At 52.1% G+C, this 16,951-nt stretch carries 14 protein-coding genes and 4 pseudogenes; 9 read left to right on the forward strand and 9 right to left on the reverse strand.

Going from position 1 to position 16,951, the window contains the following annotated elements:
- Positions 1 to 33: 33 nt before the first annotated feature.
- From A3SI_RS02435 to A3SI_RS02460, 6 genes are read right to left on the reverse strand one after another with little or no spacing between them, the layout of a single operon-like run.
- Entirely contained in the window at positions 34 to 639 is a 606-nt protein-coding gene (locus A3SI_RS02435; protein WP_009053476.1) for a hypothetical protein, read from the reverse strand.
- Positions 639 to 1,163 carry a hypothetical protein gene (locus A3SI_RS02440; protein ID WP_009053477.1) on the reverse strand — a complete coding sequence of 175 codons (525 nt, stop codon included), beginning with the start codon at positions 1,161 to 1,163 and terminating at the stop codon, positions 639 to 641. The genes A3SI_RS02435 and A3SI_RS02440 overlap by 1 nt, the downstream gene beginning before the upstream one ends.
- Positions 1,151 to 1,921 (reverse strand): T9SS type A sorting domain-containing protein, encoded by a 771-nt coding sequence (locus A3SI_RS02445; RefSeq protein ID WP_009053478.1) that lies wholly within the window; start codon positions 1,919 to 1,921, stop codon positions 1,151 to 1,153. Before A3SI_RS02445 ends, A3SI_RS02440 begins: the two co-directional genes overlap by 13 nt.
- Positions 1,922 to 1,934: 13 nt before the next feature.
- The gene (locus A3SI_RS02450; RefSeq protein WP_009053479.1) at positions 1,935 to 2,342 is read right to left on the reverse strand and encodes a hypothetical protein; all 408 of its coding nucleotides are present in this window, start codon (positions 2,340 to 2,342) and stop codon (positions 1,935 to 1,937) included.
- 35 nt (positions 2,343 to 2,377) lie between these two features.
- Complete coding sequence (locus A3SI_RS02455; RefSeq protein WP_040669868.1) at positions 2,378 to 2,635, reverse strand: hypothetical protein; 258 nt, start codon at positions 2,633 to 2,635, stop codon at positions 2,378 to 2,380.
- 43 nt (positions 2,636 to 2,678) lie between these two features.
- The gene (locus tag A3SI_RS02460) at positions 2,679 to 4,226 is read right to left on the reverse strand and encodes a hypothetical protein (protein WP_156810128.1); all 1,548 of its coding nucleotides are present in this window, start codon (positions 4,224 to 4,226) and stop codon (positions 2,679 to 2,681) included.
- Between the two features lie 166 nt (positions 4,227 to 4,392).
- On the opposite strand from A3SI_RS02460, the gene A3SI_RS02465 reads away from it, so the two are divergent.
- Positions 4,393 to 4,809 (forward strand): DsrE family protein, encoded by a 417-nt coding sequence (locus tag A3SI_RS02465; protein WP_009053481.1) that lies wholly within the window; start codon positions 4,393 to 4,395, stop codon positions 4,807 to 4,809.
- A gap of 69 nt (positions 4,810 to 4,878) precedes the next feature.
- Positions 4,879 to 5,700, forward strand: a complete 822-nt coding sequence (locus A3SI_RS02470) for a ZIP family metal transporter (RefSeq protein ID WP_009053482.1) — start codon at positions 4,879 to 4,881, stop codon at positions 5,698 to 5,700.
- Positions 5,701 to 5,746: 46 nt separating this feature from the next.
- Here A3SI_RS02470 and A3SI_RS02475 read toward each other — a convergent pair whose 3' ends face one another.
- On the reverse strand, positions 5,747 to 6,400 hold the full coding sequence (locus A3SI_RS02475) for a Crp/Fnr family transcriptional regulator (protein ID WP_009053483.1): 654 nt from the start codon (positions 6,398 to 6,400) through the stop codon (positions 5,747 to 5,749).
- Between the two features lie 95 nt (positions 6,401 to 6,495).
- On the opposite strand from A3SI_RS02475, the gene A3SI_RS18750 reads away from it, so the two are divergent.
- The 3 genes and pseudogenes from A3SI_RS18750 (at position 6,496) to cydB (ending at position 9,157) form a co-directional block, all read left to right on the forward strand.
- Complete coding sequence (locus tag A3SI_RS18750) at positions 6,496 to 6,690, forward strand: hypothetical protein (RefSeq protein ID WP_009053484.1); 195 nt, start codon at positions 6,496 to 6,498, stop codon at positions 6,688 to 6,690.
- A gap of 54 nt (positions 6,691 to 6,744) precedes the next feature.
- Positions 6,745 to 8,081, forward strand: a pseudogene (locus tag A3SI_RS02480) (cytochrome ubiquinol oxidase subunit I).
- A complete protein-coding gene (gene cydB, locus A3SI_RS02485; protein ID WP_009053487.1) occupies positions 8,081 to 9,157 on the forward strand; it encodes a cytochrome d ubiquinol oxidase subunit II in 1,077 nt (358 codons plus the stop codon). The pseudogene A3SI_RS02480 and the gene cydB overlap by 1 nt, the downstream one beginning before the upstream one ends.
- A gap of 141 nt (positions 9,158 to 9,298) precedes the next feature.
- On the opposite strand, the gene A3SI_RS02490 is transcribed toward cydB, so the two are convergent.
- A complete protein-coding gene (locus A3SI_RS02490; RefSeq protein ID WP_009053488.1) occupies positions 9,299 to 10,063 on the reverse strand; it encodes a hypothetical protein in 765 nt (254 codons plus the stop codon).
- A 300-nt stretch (positions 10,064 to 10,363) separates the two neighbouring features.
- Positions 10,364 to 11,692, reverse strand: a complete 1,329-nt coding sequence (gene speE / locus A3SI_RS02495) for a polyamine aminopropyltransferase (protein WP_238531560.1) — start codon at positions 11,690 to 11,692, stop codon at positions 10,364 to 10,366.
- 176 nt (positions 11,693 to 11,868) lie between these two features.
- Here speE and A3SI_RS20035 point away from each other — a divergent pair.
- From A3SI_RS20035 to typA, 4 genes and pseudogenes are all read left to right on the forward strand, one after another.
- Positions 11,869 to 13,678: pseudogene (locus A3SI_RS20035) on the forward strand (glycoside hydrolase family 97 catalytic domain-containing protein).
- A complete protein-coding gene (locus tag A3SI_RS16965; RefSeq protein WP_050977331.1) occupies positions 13,648 to 13,932 on the forward strand; it encodes a glycoside hydrolase family 97 C-terminal domain-containing protein in 285 nt (94 codons plus the stop codon). The pseudogene A3SI_RS20035 and the gene A3SI_RS16965 overlap by 31 nt, the downstream one beginning before the upstream one ends.
- A gap of 165 nt (positions 13,933 to 14,097) precedes the next feature.
- Positions 14,098 to 14,963 (forward strand): annotated as a pseudogene (locus tag A3SI_RS02505) (glutaminase).
- Between the two features lie 125 nt (positions 14,964 to 15,088).
- Positions 15,089 to 16,898, forward strand: a pseudogene (gene typA, locus A3SI_RS02510) (translational GTPase TypA).
- Positions 16,899 to 16,951 lie beyond the last annotated feature (53 nt).

The raw sequence follows: 16,951 nt of genomic DNA on the forward strand, positions 1-16,951 counted from the left end.
AAAATCCTAGTAAGAGACAAATCAAAGCATGTTTCATGGCGTACTGTCTAAAGTAAAGGTCACTTGAACGTTTCCCGTGTAGGTCCCTGCGGAGACATTGCCCACAGGGCCCACCTCCCCGTAAAAGAACAGATAAATCAAAGTCCTCGGCCGTGTAAAACCGCCGTGTAAAGGAGTAGGGGGCGGACCTGGGGCTCCTGAGCTGCGCCGACGGGCAGGAAACGTGAAGACCTGCGTCCCCTGAGGGAGCTCCTGTGCCCCTGAGCGGGCCAGTTCAATCTCCCCACTCGGCACCCCTAAGTTGTTATACGCCACACGCAAGCGGAAGGGCAACTCATCCCCACCCAAAACAAGGACGGGGTCCGCATCGATGAGCACTGTTACATCAAACTCACTGGGTACCTCCACCACCAGCGGGGTTACCAGAGGATTAGCCAAGCGCAAAACCGCTGTGCGTCCACTACCGCGTACCAAAACCGCCCCATCAGCATCCCGCTCGAAAAGCAGTTCCGGCAGAGTACCTGGCAGGATTTGTATCTCATCAGAGGTGGTAAAGGCCCCGAAATGAATACGCTGCGCCGAGGCAGAAAGACCCACCCACAGCAAGCAAAACAACAGTCCTAAGCCCCCCTTGCGCATCAGATATACTCGATTTCCATAATAAATTCAGACTCGTAGACCCCCGGCACAGCGCGCCGAAGGTCCATCGAAGCCCCTAACCAAAAATACAATTCCCCCTTCGGACTCAGCCGTAAAATCGCCTCCCCCACATCCAACTGCAGGCTTTGGGGCTGGGTGTCCTCCTCAGCGAAGGAAAGCAAATACGTGATCCCAATCTCACCGATACGCTCCTCCCGCTCCTCCAGCCGCTCATCGAGGATATAGGTGATCCGGATCTGCGCATCGGGAAGCCCCGTGGCCAGCATCAGCGCAGCCTGCTCACTGCGAATGGGGGAAATCAAGACCACAGAATCCCCCAGCGGCGGCTGACTGATGTACAGATCCCGAATGGTCAGCAGGTCGATATTATCCACCACAGTGGCCGTAGCCCGAATCTGCGCCTGAAAACGTCCGGCACCCTGCTGCCCCTGCACCGTTCCCGCAGACAGCCAAGCCAAAAGGCCCAGCAGCACGATGGCGATATTTCCTGCTACTTTTTCCATAATTTCTTCGTTTCCATGTGGCGCCCACTTCTAATCCGCAGCACATACAGGCCCGGGCCCCACTGCTCCGCGGGGAGCTCGAGGCGGTGCATGCCTGCGGCAAAATCCTCTTCCCAAGCCACCAGCTTTTGGCCGGCAGGCCCGAAGAGCTCTAAGGCCACCATCCCGGCTTCCTCCTGGAAAAAGCGTACCGTAAAGCGATCTCTGAACGGGTTCGGGAAAGGCGCAAACAAGGTAAAATCTCGTGGCTGATAGCCTGCATCCCCTTCCTCCACCGGGCCGATGCGCAGTGTAAAAGGCGCCACAGGAACCTCTCGCTCCCGCAGCATACGCACTTGAGGACCAGCCCCTTGCTCCGCGATAGGCTCTTGTATGGCCGGACGAGCGGGCAACTTTAATGCCGCCCAAGCTCCACCCACTTGCCGTTCTGCCGCAGACTGCACGAGGTCTGGAGCCCGATAGCGCACCCCGTAATTTTGTTGGCGCCGCATATTTACAGCGCGGCGCTGCGCATGATCCATCAGCTGCACCGCCAGATGCTCCGGCCAGTCGCCTTCTAAAGACCATGAAAAAGTGAAATCACCAGAGAAGCTTTGAAACTCCTGAGCAGCTGCCAGGTACAGGGGAATGCTAATGCCCTCCTCCCGCGCCGCCAGCGGCAGATGGTTGATCGCCAAAGGCGACAGATGCCGACTGCTGCTGCGCGTGTAGGCACCAGCCAGGAGCTCCCCAGCGGCTGCAACTGATAGGCATCCCACTCATCTGCCCCGATTAGGCCGTAGGGGCTGAACTGCAGGCGTGTACTTCCCTCCATGCCAGCACCTCGGATTTCCAAAACCAAGACAGGTCCGTCCGCTCAGGTCCGAGGAAGGCCTGCCGCGCGATAAAGTTGGCCGGAGCCGCCGTTTTAGCGGTATTCGTAACGGAGAGACTGGGGCTGCTCGCATTCGCCTTCACCCAAAAGCCTTGGAAGGGAGCCAAACGCCCATCGAAGTCCCCTGTGCTGCCATTGGTCACCCGAAAAGCACCACCCAATCCTGGCGTATCCCCTGGTAAAGTAGGGTCCCACACATAAATGCTGTTATCCAGGTTCGTACGTGTCCATCCAGCCCCCATCCAGTCCAGCACCGAAGCCGTCGGATTGGCTACCATATTAAAGCCTTCATCTGCCAGGTTCACCTCGACGACAGCCAGGCTATCCGGCGGTCCCGTGCCTACGAAAAGTGTGTCCCGTGGCGTAAACGTGAGCCAGAAAAGGAAAATGGCGTGCTTAAATTCGGTTCGGTACCCTGTACAGCCATGAGGCGCGGAAGCGTATCGGGATACGGTGTGCTCGGCGCGTCGGGCCGTGTGGCTCCGCCAAAAACAAAGAGGTAATGCCCTCTCCCGCTCGGAACGAGGTCACTGGCAGAAGCCGGCTGACGCCAAGACTGATTCGTGGTGCCGACATCTGTCTCATCAAACCAGAGCAAATTGGGCTGCAGCCCTGGAAAAGTGGCTCCTGGAAAGCCTGCGTCACCATATTATCGGTAAAAGCTGCATAGCTGGCACCTGTGACCGGCACACCGACCATCCGCCAGCCGCGGTTCCCTGAATGCGCTGCTGCACCTCCAGCCGTGGATTTTCGGTGCTTAGATTTTGGTAATTTGCCCCCGGGGCAATGCGGATGAAACTGTCTGCGTCTTGGGTCACCGCGATCTGGTTGCCTTCGAGCACCAAGCCTCCTTCCACGGTCAAAATAGCATTCGGGTTTTCAGGTGTTCCCATAATGAGCTCCCCGATGCTCGAAAGTGTAAAGGTGGAATCAGCTGGAATGGTGGGCTGATTCGGTCGCTGTGGTATGATGATGCGTGAATTAGAAAAAGGGACAATTCCCGTGGACCAGTTGCCATCCGTAAACCAGTCCGTACTCAGGTTCCCTGTCCAAATAAATGCGCGGTCTAGGCGTACATCGTGGATGCGGAGATCGCCATCTAACAAACCTAAGTTAAGTAAACTGCTGGCACGCACGGCCACTCGATCGAATGGAACCCCTAAATTCGCTGCTACAAGCCCTAAATTACCTCCCAGATTCAATAAACGCACTGAAAGTAAATTCCCAATGGAGTTTCTGCTCGTTTCGGCCCCGTTAAAATAGGTGACCAATTCGAGCGAATTCAAAAGCTGTAGATTAAGGAGACCTCCTGAGTTACTAAAAGTAATGCGTAGGAGATCATTTTCCGCAGCAGGCAGTCCCCACTCAAAGGACTGTTCAATAAACTGCCCTAGACCTAAACCTAATAGATCTCGAGGAAAGCTGGAAAATGTACTTAAATTATTATCGATCGCTTGGTGAATGTTGTTTACCCGTGTGGAACCTATTACAGTTAGGCCGCCTCCATCGAAGGAAGTAAAGTTCGCGATAGTGGAAAGCCCTAAGCCCGTAAACCGAAAAGCCTCGAAAATATTTAAATCTACTGACGGACAATCTAATAACCCAGATAGCAAACCAGTATTTATATCGAGCCTACTTCTAATCCTATTATAATTAAAATTAGGTGCAACAGCGAGATGAAATTGATTATTCCCATTTACTACGACGCGCATACGATTGACGTTTCCACCCAGATTATTCCCTGTACCTCCTAAAAAACTTTGTGTGTTATCCGGACTAAAAACAGTAAAATCTAACTCAACACCTGCAAACAAAACATTCCCAAGCAGCCCAAGTAGACCACCCACCAAACTCCCTCCAGTTAAATTGCTTAGTTCACCGTCAACCCCTCCTATTCTCATATAGGCAACCTGGTTGGCGTTGATTACTTGGGTATTCAGGCTCAAACTGCCAGAACCTGTAGACACCAGTATTCCACATAACCCTCTTCGAGCATTTACAGTGGCGAATGTATTTAAATTAAAGTCTACCGCACTTCCAGCATTTGTCACTCTTTGCGCACCTGAAGTACCCGTCCCAATAAACTGAATGGTATCTTGCCCAAACACACCCCTCCCCGGCAGGCATAGCCAAAAAATCATCAGGACCCAAAAGGGCCAGACAGCGGGTCTTGGTGCTCTCGCAAACATGAAAGGTCTCGTTTTTATATGGTTAGCACAAATATACCAATTTCCGCTTATCCTCCGAAAAGCTTCGTATAAAAAATATTTCTTGCCCCCACGCCCCCTATGTGATCTCCATCACCTGAAAACAGCGCCCTTTCCCCTATCTTGAACCAAAATTTCCATTGACAGCATGCGTTTTCTCTATCTTTTCCTCTTTTTTATCGCTACTCCTCTTTTGGGCTTCGCCCAAAAGCCCTCCGAAGCCCATAAAATCGTCCTCCACTACGCAGAAGGTGCCCCAGAAACACATCCCAAACTGGTGCGCAACTTAGAAAACATCCTGGCCGCCGCACCCGACACCGAGCTTGTCGTCGTCACCATCGGCATGGGCGTGGACCTGATGCGCAACAGTATCCCGCAGCCGCTACAAGAAAAAATGCAGGCGCTGGAAGCCCGCGGCGTGCGCTTTGAGGTTTGTGAAAACACGCTCAAGCAGCGCGGACTGGAAAAAGAAGACTTTCTGTCCATCAGCAGCTATGTGACTGCCGGCATCCTCGCCCTCGTGGAGCTCCAAAAAGCCGGATTTACCTACATTAAAGCGGGATAAGCCCCAGAATCCTCCGAAAATGCGTAACTTGCAGCCTTTCGTGATCGCCTTTTCGCGCACGCACCGCTCATGATGCAAGAACTCGTCGCTTTCGCCGAACGTATCGGGCCCGTTTATGCTGCCCTTATCGCTACCACCTTTACCTGGATGCTCACCGCAGCAGGAGCGGGCATCGTCTTCTTTTTCCGCACCATAAACCGCGCCGTATTCGACACCCTGCTGGGCTTCACCGGTGGCGTGATGCTGGCGGCCAGCTTTTGGTCCCTGCTCCTACCCAGCATCCACCATGGTGCCGAACAGTTTCCCGACACTCCCTGGCTGCCCGCCGCCATCGGCTTCCTCCTCGGAGGACTCTTTATTTTTAGTTTGGATAAGTTGTTACCGCACATGCATGTCAACTTCCAGCGCACGGAAGGGGTGAAAACCGACTGGCAGAAATCGACTTTGCTGGTACTGGCCATCACACTCCATAACATCCCCGAAGGACTGGCCATTGGCATCCTCTTTGGCGCAGCCGCCCAGGGGGTCGCCGGAGCATCCACCGCCGCTGCTATCGCCCTAGCCATCGGCATCGGCATCCAAAACCTGCCCGAAGGCATGTCCGTTTCCATGCCCCTCCGACGCGTAGGCTACAGCCGAAGCAAAAGTTTTTGGTATGGTCAGCTCTCCGCTGCCGTGGAGCCTGTAGCCGGTGTCGTGGGCGCCATCGCCGTGAGCCACACCCAGAGCTTTTTGCCCTTCGCACTGGCCTTTGCCGCAGGCGCCATGATCTTCGTTATCGTGGAGGAGGTCATTCCTGAAACACAGCGAGATAAATATACCGACCTGGCCGTTCTCGGCTTTATGGCCGGATTTACGCTGATGATGATTTTAGATGTCGGGCTGGGCTAAAGCCCAAAAATCACATTGCCAGCCCGAAAAAATGCAGCAGCATGCGCTACTGAGGCGCCAAAAGTGTGATCGCATTTCGGCCTACGCGTACGACGCCCCGCTGCTCCAGCTTCTTTAAAAGTCGCGAAATCACCTCGCGGGAAGAATTTAACTCCAGTGCGATCTGTTGATGCGTGGCATGCACCGTGCTACTTTGGTTGGCCTCCACGGACTTTTGTAGGTATTCGATCAGACGCTCGTCCATCTTGCGGAAAGCCACCGAGTCCACCACCTTCAGCAGCTCATCGAAACGATCCTGATAGCTGTCCATGACGAAAAAATACCATGATCTATACTTGAGCATCCACTCGTCCAGCTTGGCGATAGGCAAAATAATCGCTGTGGTATCCTCCATCGGGATGGCCTTGATTTTCGAGTAGCCCGTGCGCTCCGAGCAGATCAGCGTGATAGCACAGGCCTCCCCCGGCTCCAGGTAGTACAAGAAAATTTCATGGTCCTCATCATCTTCGCGAAAAACTTTCACCGAACCATCCACGATCAGCGGGATTACCTCCACGCGCTGGCCGATGTCCATCAGTAATTCGTCGGCTGGAAAAAGCACAAGTTCGCCGATGGATAAAATTTCCTGCTGAAGAGCGGGTTCGAAATGCGCGAAATGCGTGGTCAAATACTTTTTTAGGTCATTCGGGCTTCCCATCATAACGGTAAAGGGTGATACTGGTCACTGTTTGTTTTTACTCAACACGTAATTTTACAGTATTGTATGAAAAAAATAAAGGAATTCACTAAAAATTTATGGCACAGCGACGCGCACAATATCTCTTTCTACTGGGCCTCGGCCTGATGCTGAGCTATCGCATGCTTGTGAAACTCCCTTTTTTGCCGGATCAGCTGCTGGGTTTTGATACGCCGAAACTTCTCAAAATCCTCATCGGCATGCTGTTTATCAGTTTGACCCTCGCACACTATAGAAAATCCTTTAAAAACTAGCCTATGAATTGGGACGTAGAAACACTCTCGCGCATTCAGTTCGCCTTTACCATCATGTTTCACTACATCTTTCCGCCGTTTAGCATCGGCCTGGGACTGCTGCTGGTGATTTATGAATCGCTGTATCTGATTACCAAAAAGAAAATTTATGAAACCATCACCCGTTTCTGGGTGAAGATCTTCGCTGCCAACTTCTCCATCGGGGTGGCCTCGGGAATCGTGATGGAGTTTGAGTTCGGCACCAACTGGTCCGCTTATTCTCGCTTTGTAGGGGATATTTTCGGCTCTCCGCTCGCAGCAGAAGGGATTTTTGCCTTTTTCTTGGAGTCGGGCTTCCTCGCCATCTTGCTTTTCGGATGGAATCGCGTGCGGCCAGGCATGCACCTATTCGCCACGATTATGGTGGCCTTCGGCAGTATGATGTCAGGCTTCTGGATCGTGGTGGCCAACAGCTGGCAGCAGACGCCGGTCGCTTATGAAATCGTGGAAGATTTCGGTATTCGCCGGGCGGTTATCACCGATTTCTGGGCCATGATCTTTAATCCTTCCGCCATGATTCGCTTTGCGCACGTCATCGTGGGGGCATGGGTCCAAGGTGCCTTCCTGGTCCTTTCCGTTTCAGCCTATTACCTCTTAAAGGGTAAAAACATCGAGTTTGCGAAGCGCTCCTTCGCTATCGCGCTGGGCTTGGCAGCTATGGCCTCTTTGGCGCAGCCCATCCTCGGCCACACGCATGCCCAGGTGGTAGCAGAATGGCAGCCGGCCAAACTGGCGGCCTTCGAAGGACTCTATGAGACGCAGACGCAAGCCCCCCTGTATCTGGTTGGCTGGACGAATCCAGAGACCCGCGAGACGAAGGGCATCGCCATCCCTGGCATGCTGAGCTTCCTCGCACATGGAGATATAGATGCTGAGGTAACAGGCTTGGATGCCTTTCCTGAGGAAGACTGGCCACCGGTAAACGGCGTGTTTCAGTCCTACCACATGATGGTGGCTCTCGGGATGCTCTTCATCGGCCTGACGACCCTCTCCCTGTTTTTTCTGTGGCGGGGTACGCTCTTTAAACAAACCTGGCTGCTGAAGCTCTACCTGCCGGCCGTGGCGCTTCCCGTGTTAGCGAACCAGCTGGGCTGGATTTCTGCAGAAAGGGGGCGGCAGCCTGGATCGTGCAGGGACTCCTCCGGACGAGCGAGGGCGTCTCCCCATCGATAACGGCGCCAGAAGTTATGATCTCCCTCTTCCTCTTCTTCGTGGTGTACGTCCTGCTCTTCTTCGTCTGGCTCTATGTGCTCGACCGCGAAATCAAGCATGGACCGGAGCACGTGACCGAAATGATGGAGAGCTATAAGAAGAAAAACGATAAAATAGACGCTTTAACCTCGAATAAGTAATGGATTATCATGTAGTTTGGTATATTTTAGTGGGCATCTTACTCATCGGATATGCGATTTTAGATGGCTTCGATCTGGGCGTAGGGATTTTGCACTTACGTGCCAAAACAGATGAGGATAGACGTATCCTAATGAATGCGATCGGCCCCGTTTGGGACGGAAATGAAGTATGGCTCATCACCGCAGGGGGAGCGCTTTTCGCTGCCTTCCCGAATGTGTATGCCACAGCCTTTTCGGGCTTTTACCTGCCTTTTATGCTCCTGCTGATCGCGCTGATCTTCCGCGCCGTATCGATCGAGTTTCGAGGCAAGGAAGATAGCCGTGCCTGGCGCAATTTCTGGGACCGCGGCTTTTCGATCGGCTCCATAGCCGCCGCCCTGCTTTTCGGAATCGCTATCGGCAATGTGGTCATGGGCTTCGCCATAGAAGAAAATATGGAGTTCCAAGGGACCGTCTTTGACCTCCTTAACCCCTACGCACTGGCGGCAGGCCTATTTTCTCTAAGCATGTTTTCCCTGCATGGCAGCATTTACCTCAACATGAAGACGGAGGGAAAGCTCCAAAAGCAAATCCAAGGGTGGATCCGCGTAAATTTCTGGATTTTTCTTTTCGTTTTCCTGGGATTCTCTGGCCTCACCTTGTACCTAAAGCCAGAAATGATCGCTAATTTCTCTTTCGGAATGCTGGAGCTGCCCGGTAAAAAGCATGACCTCATCACGAATAATGAGACCTTTATCTCTCTCTTCGCCTGGACAGTGGTGGGCCTGACAGCTTTGGCTATCGCCAATATCCCCCGTACACTGGCCCGAGGTACTTATGGCTGGACCTTTATTTCCTCCGCCGCCACCATTGCGGCAGTGGTCATGCTCTTTGCACTGGGAATTTTCCCGAACATGATGATTTCGAATATCGACCCGAGCTATAACATAGACATCTATAATGGGGCCTCTTCTGCCTATACCTTACGCATCATGGCCATCCTGGCGTTCATCGGCATGCCCTTCGTCGTCGCATACACCTCGATTATTTACTGGACCTACCGTGGAAAAGTACGGATCGATGAAAATTCCTATTGAAAAAATATTGGTTTGATTCACTAGTCTAAAAAAATCTCTGACGAGAAAAAAAGGAGGCCTGCTTGCTTCGAGCAGGTTTCCTTCTCCCCATTTTTGTTTGGGCGGACACGCCCCCTCGGGGCAAAGCGCCACGCCGAGGCCTTAGCGTCCAATCGCGATCCCCATTTTCAAGCTAATCAATACCGTGTCGGGCTTAAAGCTAATGCGCGCCACACCAGCGGCATCCCCTGCCTGATAGCGAATAAATTGATTTACGCTTGAGCCCACATCAAAAAACTGCTCTATGCCCAGCTGTAGGTACTGGCGCTCTTGCAGTTGATAACTGATTGTCAAGCCCATAGCGGCACGGAGGCCCACTTTATCTTCCGATAGTTCCGGCCAAAGCTGTACCCTGCCTCCTGCGCTATCCCGAACCTCCCCTGAGCGAACTGCGTCCCCATCGATGGCACCCTGAAAAAGAGCAGGATAGGCTACCGCCTCTACGCGAAGAAATAAAGGGCGGTAAAGGCTGAGGGGAAGTTGGTATCCATACCGCAGCGAGGCCAGGAGACGCGTCTGATCGAGGCGCATTTCAGCCGTAAGGGGAGCACCCGAGGAGCTATGTCCCAAACCTACAGGGAGGCTAAACTGAGACCGCTCCCAAAGCAGTCCGATGGCTACCTGATGAGATTCTCCCTGCCAAGCTAGCGCTAAGGATGGGCTAAATCCGCCATGCGCGGTATGTCCACGAAGCGGGTCGCGCTGCAGCACTTGATGCCGCGTGGAAAATACGTTTACACCGGGGCGAAGAAAAAATCCCTGCCTGGGGCCATTCCACTGACTAGGCATGCCAGGATGCGCGGCAGATAAAGCCCCCTGAGAAAAAAAGCAGGTGATGAAAACCAAGACTGCGAAAAAGCGATACATAAAAAGAGTACTTTAGCATCGCAAGTTGGCCGAATTAAACTTTATTTACAAGCAAAGCTCTGATTTTCAATGTTTTAACTAATTCACTTATTTTCTTAATTTAACTTAATAACTTAATCAGTAACAAGACTTAAACAAGTCCAAGTCGATTTTTTCACTTCCTGATTAAGCGTTTATGGTATCTTTTAAAGATGAAAAATATACATATAAAAATCAAACCTCCCCCACCTAAAAAAGGCAGAGGAGGTTTGGATTTTTTATGCGATAGACGATTAGGCGATTCGAAATGCCTATAAGCGCTTACTTGCGCTGTAAAAGCTGCCGCACGAAATTCGGCAAAGCCAGTGAGGCCGTATGGATACTGCTATTGTAATACTTCAAGCCTTTCGCCTGAACGAAGGCCTCCACCTCCGCAGCATCGATGTGCCCGAAATCAGTGGCCGAAGCCTTCGTACCGACCTGGAAGGACCACATTCCCGTCGGATAGGTAGGCACATAAAATAGACTGACATAAGCATTGCCCTTCCCAAAAAGCCCCTCGATCGTATCGTGTAAATCCGTAAAGGCAGCTTCGTTAAATTTCGGTGACTCGCCCTGCGCAACCAAAATACCGTCTGGCTTCAGCGCCTTATAACAGTTATTATAGAATCCTACCGAAAACAAGCCTTCCGCAGGACCTACTGGATCAGAACCATCTACGATAATGAGGTCATAGCTGGAATGGGTGGCCTGCTCGGCAAAGGAAATGCCATCTCCGACGATCAACTCCAAGCGTGGGTCGTCGAACGCTGCTGCTATATCGGGTAGGTGCTGCTTACACGCCTTAATCACTTCTCCATCGATTTCCACCATGGTCACCTTCTCGATGCCCGAATGTCGGAGCACTTCACGAACCGTGCCACCATCACCACCACCGATGACCAGCACATTTTTTACGTTACCATGTGCGAAAATCGCTGGGTGACTGATCATTTCATGGTAGTGAAACTCATCGTTCTCCGTCGTCATCACCATATCATCCAGCGCGAGGAACTTGCCATACTTCGGCGATTCTAAAATCCGTACCCGCTGATAGGCTGTGGTGACATCGTGGTACACTTCCCCTGTGTAGCGTAGGGAAAGCGCCTGGAACTCATCCTTATCCGTAAACCACACATTACGGGTGTACATGCCCGGGTTCACCCACTCATCCGCCTTCTGCCGAGAAGAGCTGATATCAAAATCAATCCGCTTCAGTAAGTTTTTCGAGCCGCGCTTCATTTCGATCGCGGAATAGGAATCCGATCGGAAAGCCTCTTTTAAAAAGTCAAAAGAAATCCAGGCATCCATCTCCCCGCAGGTGAATAGGTCCACCGCCGCATATCCGTATTCCGGCCAGGTATGGATGGCCAGGTGGCTCTCCTCGATTACCACCACCCCAGACACCCCATAAGGAGAGAAATGGTGAAAAGTGGAATTGATAACTGTGGCTCCCGCCTTGCGCGCTGCCTCCACCATGTCCCGCTCGATGCTCGACACATCGTTTAATACATGCGGATCACAGCGCATAAACTCTACCAAGATGTGGTTTCCTAAAGCTCCCATCGTTCTTTTTTTATCGTTTAACAGCGCAAAAGTACGCTTTTCCACGTCCATGGAAAGTATTTTTTTTTCAGAAATCGCATCCACCCTCCTTTTGGGCGAAGCCCGAAACCACCCCACCACTCACAGGAGAAAAGCACCTTACAGCCTACTTCAGGCAAAATTTCGCGGAAAAATCAGAACATGTAAATGCGGAAACCTGTTAAAATAGAAAAAGACCTTACATGAAGTACCCTTTACTCCTAGGATTCCTTGCCTTATTTTTATTTTCCTGTGGCATCTCCGAAGAGCAGCAGCTCCAATCCCCCTCCGGCCTTATTACCGTAGACATCAGCCTGAAAGATGGGGTCCCACACTATGCTCTAAGCAAAAACGACGACAAGCTCCTACTGCCCAGCCCGCTCGGCATGGACTTTAAAGACTTTTCCATAGGAGAAAATGCCCGGCTGATCGCCGTGAGAAACTGGGAGGAAGAGGAGCCTTGGGATGCTGTCTGGGGTGAAAAAAGCAAATTTCTCGCCCACTACAAAGGAAAACTCCTTACCTATGAAGAAGCAAATGGCCTGCAGTTCCAACTTGAGTTTCGCGCCTACGACGATGGCATTGGCTTCCGATACATCCTCCCCGAGCAAGAGGGTCTACCGGACAGCCTATTCCTCCTAAACGAAAAAACATTTTTTCAACTTCCCGAGGACTACACCGCTTGGTGGATAGAAGGAAATTACGATACGTATGAGTTGCTCTACACCAAAAGCCCCGTCAGCGCTATCGGAGAGATCGAAAATGACTTGAACACCCACACGCACTCGATCGGAGGCTTCCCGAAAAACTCGGCGCACACCCCGCTGACGATGAAAACCAGCCAGGGTAAGTACCTCTCCATCCATGAGGCTGCCTGATCGACTATGCTGGCATGACGCTGGAACGCCTCGACGGCTACCGCCTAAAATCGAATTTGGTCCCTTGGCCGGATGGTATTTTAGTGCGCAGCGCCGGCTCCCTCCAGAGCCCCTGGCGTGCCATCATCGTGGCGGATAGCCCCGGAGAGCTCGTAGAGTCCGAACTTATTTTGAGCCTGAACACGCCGCGCGACCGCAGTAAAAATTATAGCTACATCGAGCCCATGAACTATGTGGGCATCTGGTGGAGCATGCACCTGGGCATCGAAACCTGGGGCATGGAAGGCGGCCGGCATGGCGCCACCACAGAAAATGCCAAGCGCTACATCGATTTTGCGGCAGCGAATAACATCCGCGGTGTACTGGTAGAAGGGTGGAACACCGGCTGGGAAAGCTGGTACCAAGACGATAATTTTGATTTCCAGACGCCCTATCCGGATTTCGATCTGGAGGAAGTGGCGCGCTACGCGCAAGAGAAGGGCGTGGCGCTCATCGGCCATCACGAAACAGGTGGACAGGTGCTATCGTACGAAGAAAATTTAGAAGCTGCGCTCGACCTCTACCAGTCGCTAGGGGTGAAAGCCATTAAAACCGGATATGCCGGGCAGATGCGCCCTGAGGGCCACTTTCACCAGGGACAGTTTATGGTTCGCCACCATCAGCGCGTGGTAGACGAAGCAGCCAAAAGAGGGATCATGGTGAATATTCATGAGCCCATTAAAGATACGGGGCTGCGCCGCACCTACCCGAACCTGATGACCCGTGAGGCGTCCGCGGCATGGAGTGGAATGCCTGGTCGCGCGGAAATCCCCCCTCCCATACCCCTACCCTAGTCTTCACCCGCATGCTGGCCGGTCCGCTCGACTATACTCCCGGTATTTTTGACCTAAAATTCGAGAATTTCCGCGAAAAAATGACGCTTTGGAACGAGCTAGACGGCCTAGAAACGCAAGGGCGCATGTACAGCACCCTCGCCCGCCAGTTGGCCCACTACGTCATCCTCTACAGTCCGCTGCAGATGGCCGCAGATATGATCGAAAACTATGAAGCCAGCCGGCCTTTGCATTTATCCGACAGGTGCCCGCAGACTGGGATGAAATTCGTGTGCTGGACGGCGAGATCGGCGAGTTTGTGATCATCGCACGCCGAAAAGGGGAGCAGTGGTTTCTCGGCGGCATCACGAATGAGCAGGAACGGCGCGTAAAAGTACCCCTTGATTTCCTCGGCCCACGCAGCTTTGTGGCCACCAGCTATGCCGACACGCCCGAAACAGATATGGACGAAAACCCCACAGCCATCGCCATCGAGAAACGCGAGGTGAACAGCCGGCAGTCACTGGAATTTACGATGAAACCTGGCGGCGGGTTCGCTGTTCAGTTCACCCCTTAAAAGGGAATTGAGGCATAGCGTTGGCCGGGGATTTAAGGGCCCGGCCTTTTTTTTTGCGCCGAGGCGCAAAGAACAGACTTCTACATTATTTCCACCTATCAAAAAAAAACCATGACAACAGACTACGCAGACCTCATCCAGACCATTTATACACGAGTAAAAAAGATGGACCTCCGAGGGCAGGTAGCCAATTATATCCCAGAGCTGGCGGAGGTGGATCCGGAGCAGTTCGGGATCGCGCTGGTGGATACGGAAGGGAATGTGTACGGCGCGGGAGATTATCAGAAGCCCTTTTCGATCCAGAGCATCTCGAAGGTGTTCACCCTGATGATGGTGTTTCATGTGTTCAAGCAGAAGCTTTGGCAGCGCGTAAACGTGGAACCGAGTGGCAACCCCTTTAACAGCATCGCGCAGCTGGAATTTGAGGGCGGCATCCCCCGAAATCCCTTTATTAATGCGGGGGCGCTGGTGATTACGGACGCCCTTTACGGCAAGTATCCGCATGCACTGCAGGCCATCGTGGATTTCGTGAACGAGCTGGCAGGAAAAAACTGTGTCACCATTAATGAGGCCGTGAAGCGCTCCGAGCTGGCACATGCACAGCGCAATAAGGCCCTCGCCTACTTTTTAAAAGCCTATCAAAACTTCCATCATGAGGTGGAGGAAGTGCTGGAAACCTATGTGGCGCACTGTGCCATCGAGATGAGCTGTGAGGACCTGGCGAAGGCCTTCTCCTGTTTTGCGCTGGACGGCTACTCCCCTTTTGCGCAGCGCCGCATCCTCTCCGAGAGCCATACCCGTCGCCTGAACGCCTGATGCTGACCTGTGGCTTCTACGATGAGGCCGGAGAGTTCGCCTTCCGCGTGGGACTACCTGGAAAGTCGGGCGTGGGAGGAGGTGTGGCCGCTGCCCTGCCGGGCAAATTCTCCGTCGCGGTCTGGAGCCCGGAATTAAACGTGAAGGGCAATTCGATACGGGCGATAAAGGCCCTCGAACTGCTCACCGATGAGCTGGATTTTTCCCTATTTTAAAGGCTGCCAGCGGAATACCTGCTGACATTCAGCGGACTACTCTTTCTATTTTCATTAGGAAAGCAGTCCGCTTAGAAAATATGCAAAAAAAATTGGCTACCTTTGCACTTTAATTCAATTTCAACATGCAGCATATTCGGAACATCGCGATAATCGCGCACGTAGACCACGGCAAGACGACCTTGGTAGACAAGATTATCCACGCGTCAAAAATTTTCGCGAAAACCAACAGTTTGATGACCTTATCCTTGACAACAATGACTTGGAAAGAGAGCGAGGCATCACCATTCTTTCTAAGAACGTATCTGTTCGTTATAAGGACCATAAGATTAACATCATCGACACCCCTGGTCACGCCGACTTCGGTGGTGAGGTGGAGCGTGTACTTAAAATGGCGGATGGCGTTATCCTTCTCGTGGATGCTTTCGAAGGTCCTATGCCGCAGACACGTTTCGTACTGAGCAAAGCCCTCTCTTTAGGCCTTACGCCTATCGTAGTGGTGAATAAAGTTGATAAAGAAAACTGCCGCCCGGACGAAGTGCAGGAGGCTGTGTTTGAGTTGATGTTCAACTTAGACGCTACCGAGGAGCAGTTAGAGTTCAAGACCCTATACGGTTCAGCGAAAAACAACTGGATGGGTGAAGACTGGAAGGTGCAGACAGACAGCATCTTGCCCTTACTCGATGCGATATTAGAACATATCCCTGCGCCGAAAATCGATGAGGGAAGCTTACAGCTGCAGGTAACCTCATTGGATTATTCGAGCTTCGTGGGACGTATCGCGATCGGTAGAGTGCGAAGAGGAACGATTAAAGAAGGACAGCAGCTTTCGCTTTGTAAGGCGGATGGTGTGATTAAAAAGGTCCGCGTGAAGGAACTTCATGTGTTCGAAGGCTTAGGAAAGCATAAAGTAAGCGAAGTGGGTGCTGGTGATATCTGTGCCGTGACGGGAATCGATGATTTCGAAATCGGAGATACCATCGCTGACTTGGAAAACCCGGAAGCACTACCGCGCATCGCCATCGACGAGCCGACGATGAACATGCTCTTTACGATCAACAATTCTCCTTTCTTCGGCAAAGAGGGGAAATTCGTGACTTCCCGTCACTTAAGAGATCGTTTGTTTAAGGAAATGGAGAAAAACTTGGCGCTCCGCGTGGAGACGACCGATAATGAAGATAAATTTCTCGTCTATGGCCGAGGTATTCTTCACTTGTCCGTACTCATCGAGACCATGCGTCGCGAGGGGTATGAGTTACAGGTGGGCCAGCCTCAGGTAATTTTTAAGGAAGAAAACGGCGTGAAAATGGAGCGATCGAAACCCTAGTCGTAGATGTGCCGGAGGAAACGGCAGGAAAGGTGATCGAGTTAGCCACACAGCGTAAGGGCGAACTGCTGATCATGGAGCCGAAGGGCGACTTGCAGCACTTAGAGTTCCGCATTCCTTCGCGCGGCCTGATCGGTTTACGTAATAACGTCCTGACGGCCACGCAGGGTGAAGCCATCATGAACCACCGCTTTACTGCTTACGAGCCTTTTAAAGGAAATATCCCAGGCCGGATTAACGGTTCCCTCATTTCGATGGAAGCGGGACAGTGTACAGCGTACGCGATCGATAAGTTACAGGATCGTGGGGTATTCTTTATCGAGCCAGGTGAGGAATTATACGGAGGTCAGGTAATCGGTGAGCACTCGCGCGATAATGACCTCGTAGTAAACGTGCAGAAGGGGAAAAAACTCACCAACATGCGCGCTTCCGGTTCGGATGACAACACGCGTATCGCACCACCAAAGCGTTTCTCTTTAGAGGAGGCGATGGAATATATCCAAAAGGATGAGTACCTAGAGATCACGCCGAAGTCGATTCGTATGCGTAAGATCTACTTGGATGAAAATGAAAGAAACCGTCTCGCTAAGAAAGAGGCTGCGGTTTAAGCATGATAGAAAAGAGGCGAGCAAATCGCCTCTTTTTTTTGGTATCCATTTTT

It is taken from the genome of Nitritalea halalkaliphila LW7 (assembly GCF_000265075.1).
GTDB classification, from domain to species: Bacteria; Bacteroidota; Bacteroidia; order Cytophagales; family Cyclobacteriaceae; genus Nitritalea; species Nitritalea halalkaliphila.

Excerpts from the sequence above, each read along its gene's own strand:
- A3SI_RS02475 (WP_009053483.1), bottom strand. The coding sequence starts at position 6,400 with ATGATGGGAAGCCCGAATGACCTAAAAAAGTATTTGACCACGCATTTC.
- A3SI_RS02435 (WP_009053476.1), bottom strand. The coding sequence starts at position 639 with ATGCGCAAGGGGGGCTTAGGACTGTTGTTTTGCTTGCTGTGGGTGGGT.
- A3SI_RS02490 (WP_009053488.1), bottom strand. The coding sequence starts at position 10,063 with ATGTATCGCTTTTTCGCAGTCTTGGTTTTCATCACCTGCTTTTTTTCT.
- A3SI_RS02460 (WP_156810128.1), bottom strand. The coding sequence starts at position 4,226 with ATGTTTGCGAGAGCACCAAGACCCGCTGTCTGGCCCTTTTGGGTCCTG.
- A3SI_RS02470 (WP_009053482.1), top strand. The coding sequence starts at position 4,879 with ATGATGCAAGAACTCGTCGCTTTCGCCGAACGTATCGGGCCCGTTTAT.
- A3SI_RS02440 (WP_009053477.1), bottom strand. The coding sequence starts at position 1,163 with ATGGAAAAAGTAGCAGGAAATATCGCCATCGTGCTGCTGGGCCTTTTG.
- A3SI_RS02465 (WP_009053481.1), top strand. The coding sequence starts at position 4,393 with ATGCGTTTTCTCTATCTTTTCCTCTTTTTTATCGCTACTCCTCTTTTG.
- A3SI_RS18750 (WP_009053484.1), top strand. The coding sequence starts at position 6,496 with ATGGCACAGCGACGCGCACAATATCTCTTTCTACTGGGCCTCGGCCTG.
- cydB (WP_009053487.1), top strand. The coding sequence starts at position 8,081 with ATGGATTATCATGTAGTTTGGTATATTTTAGTGGGCATCTTACTCATC.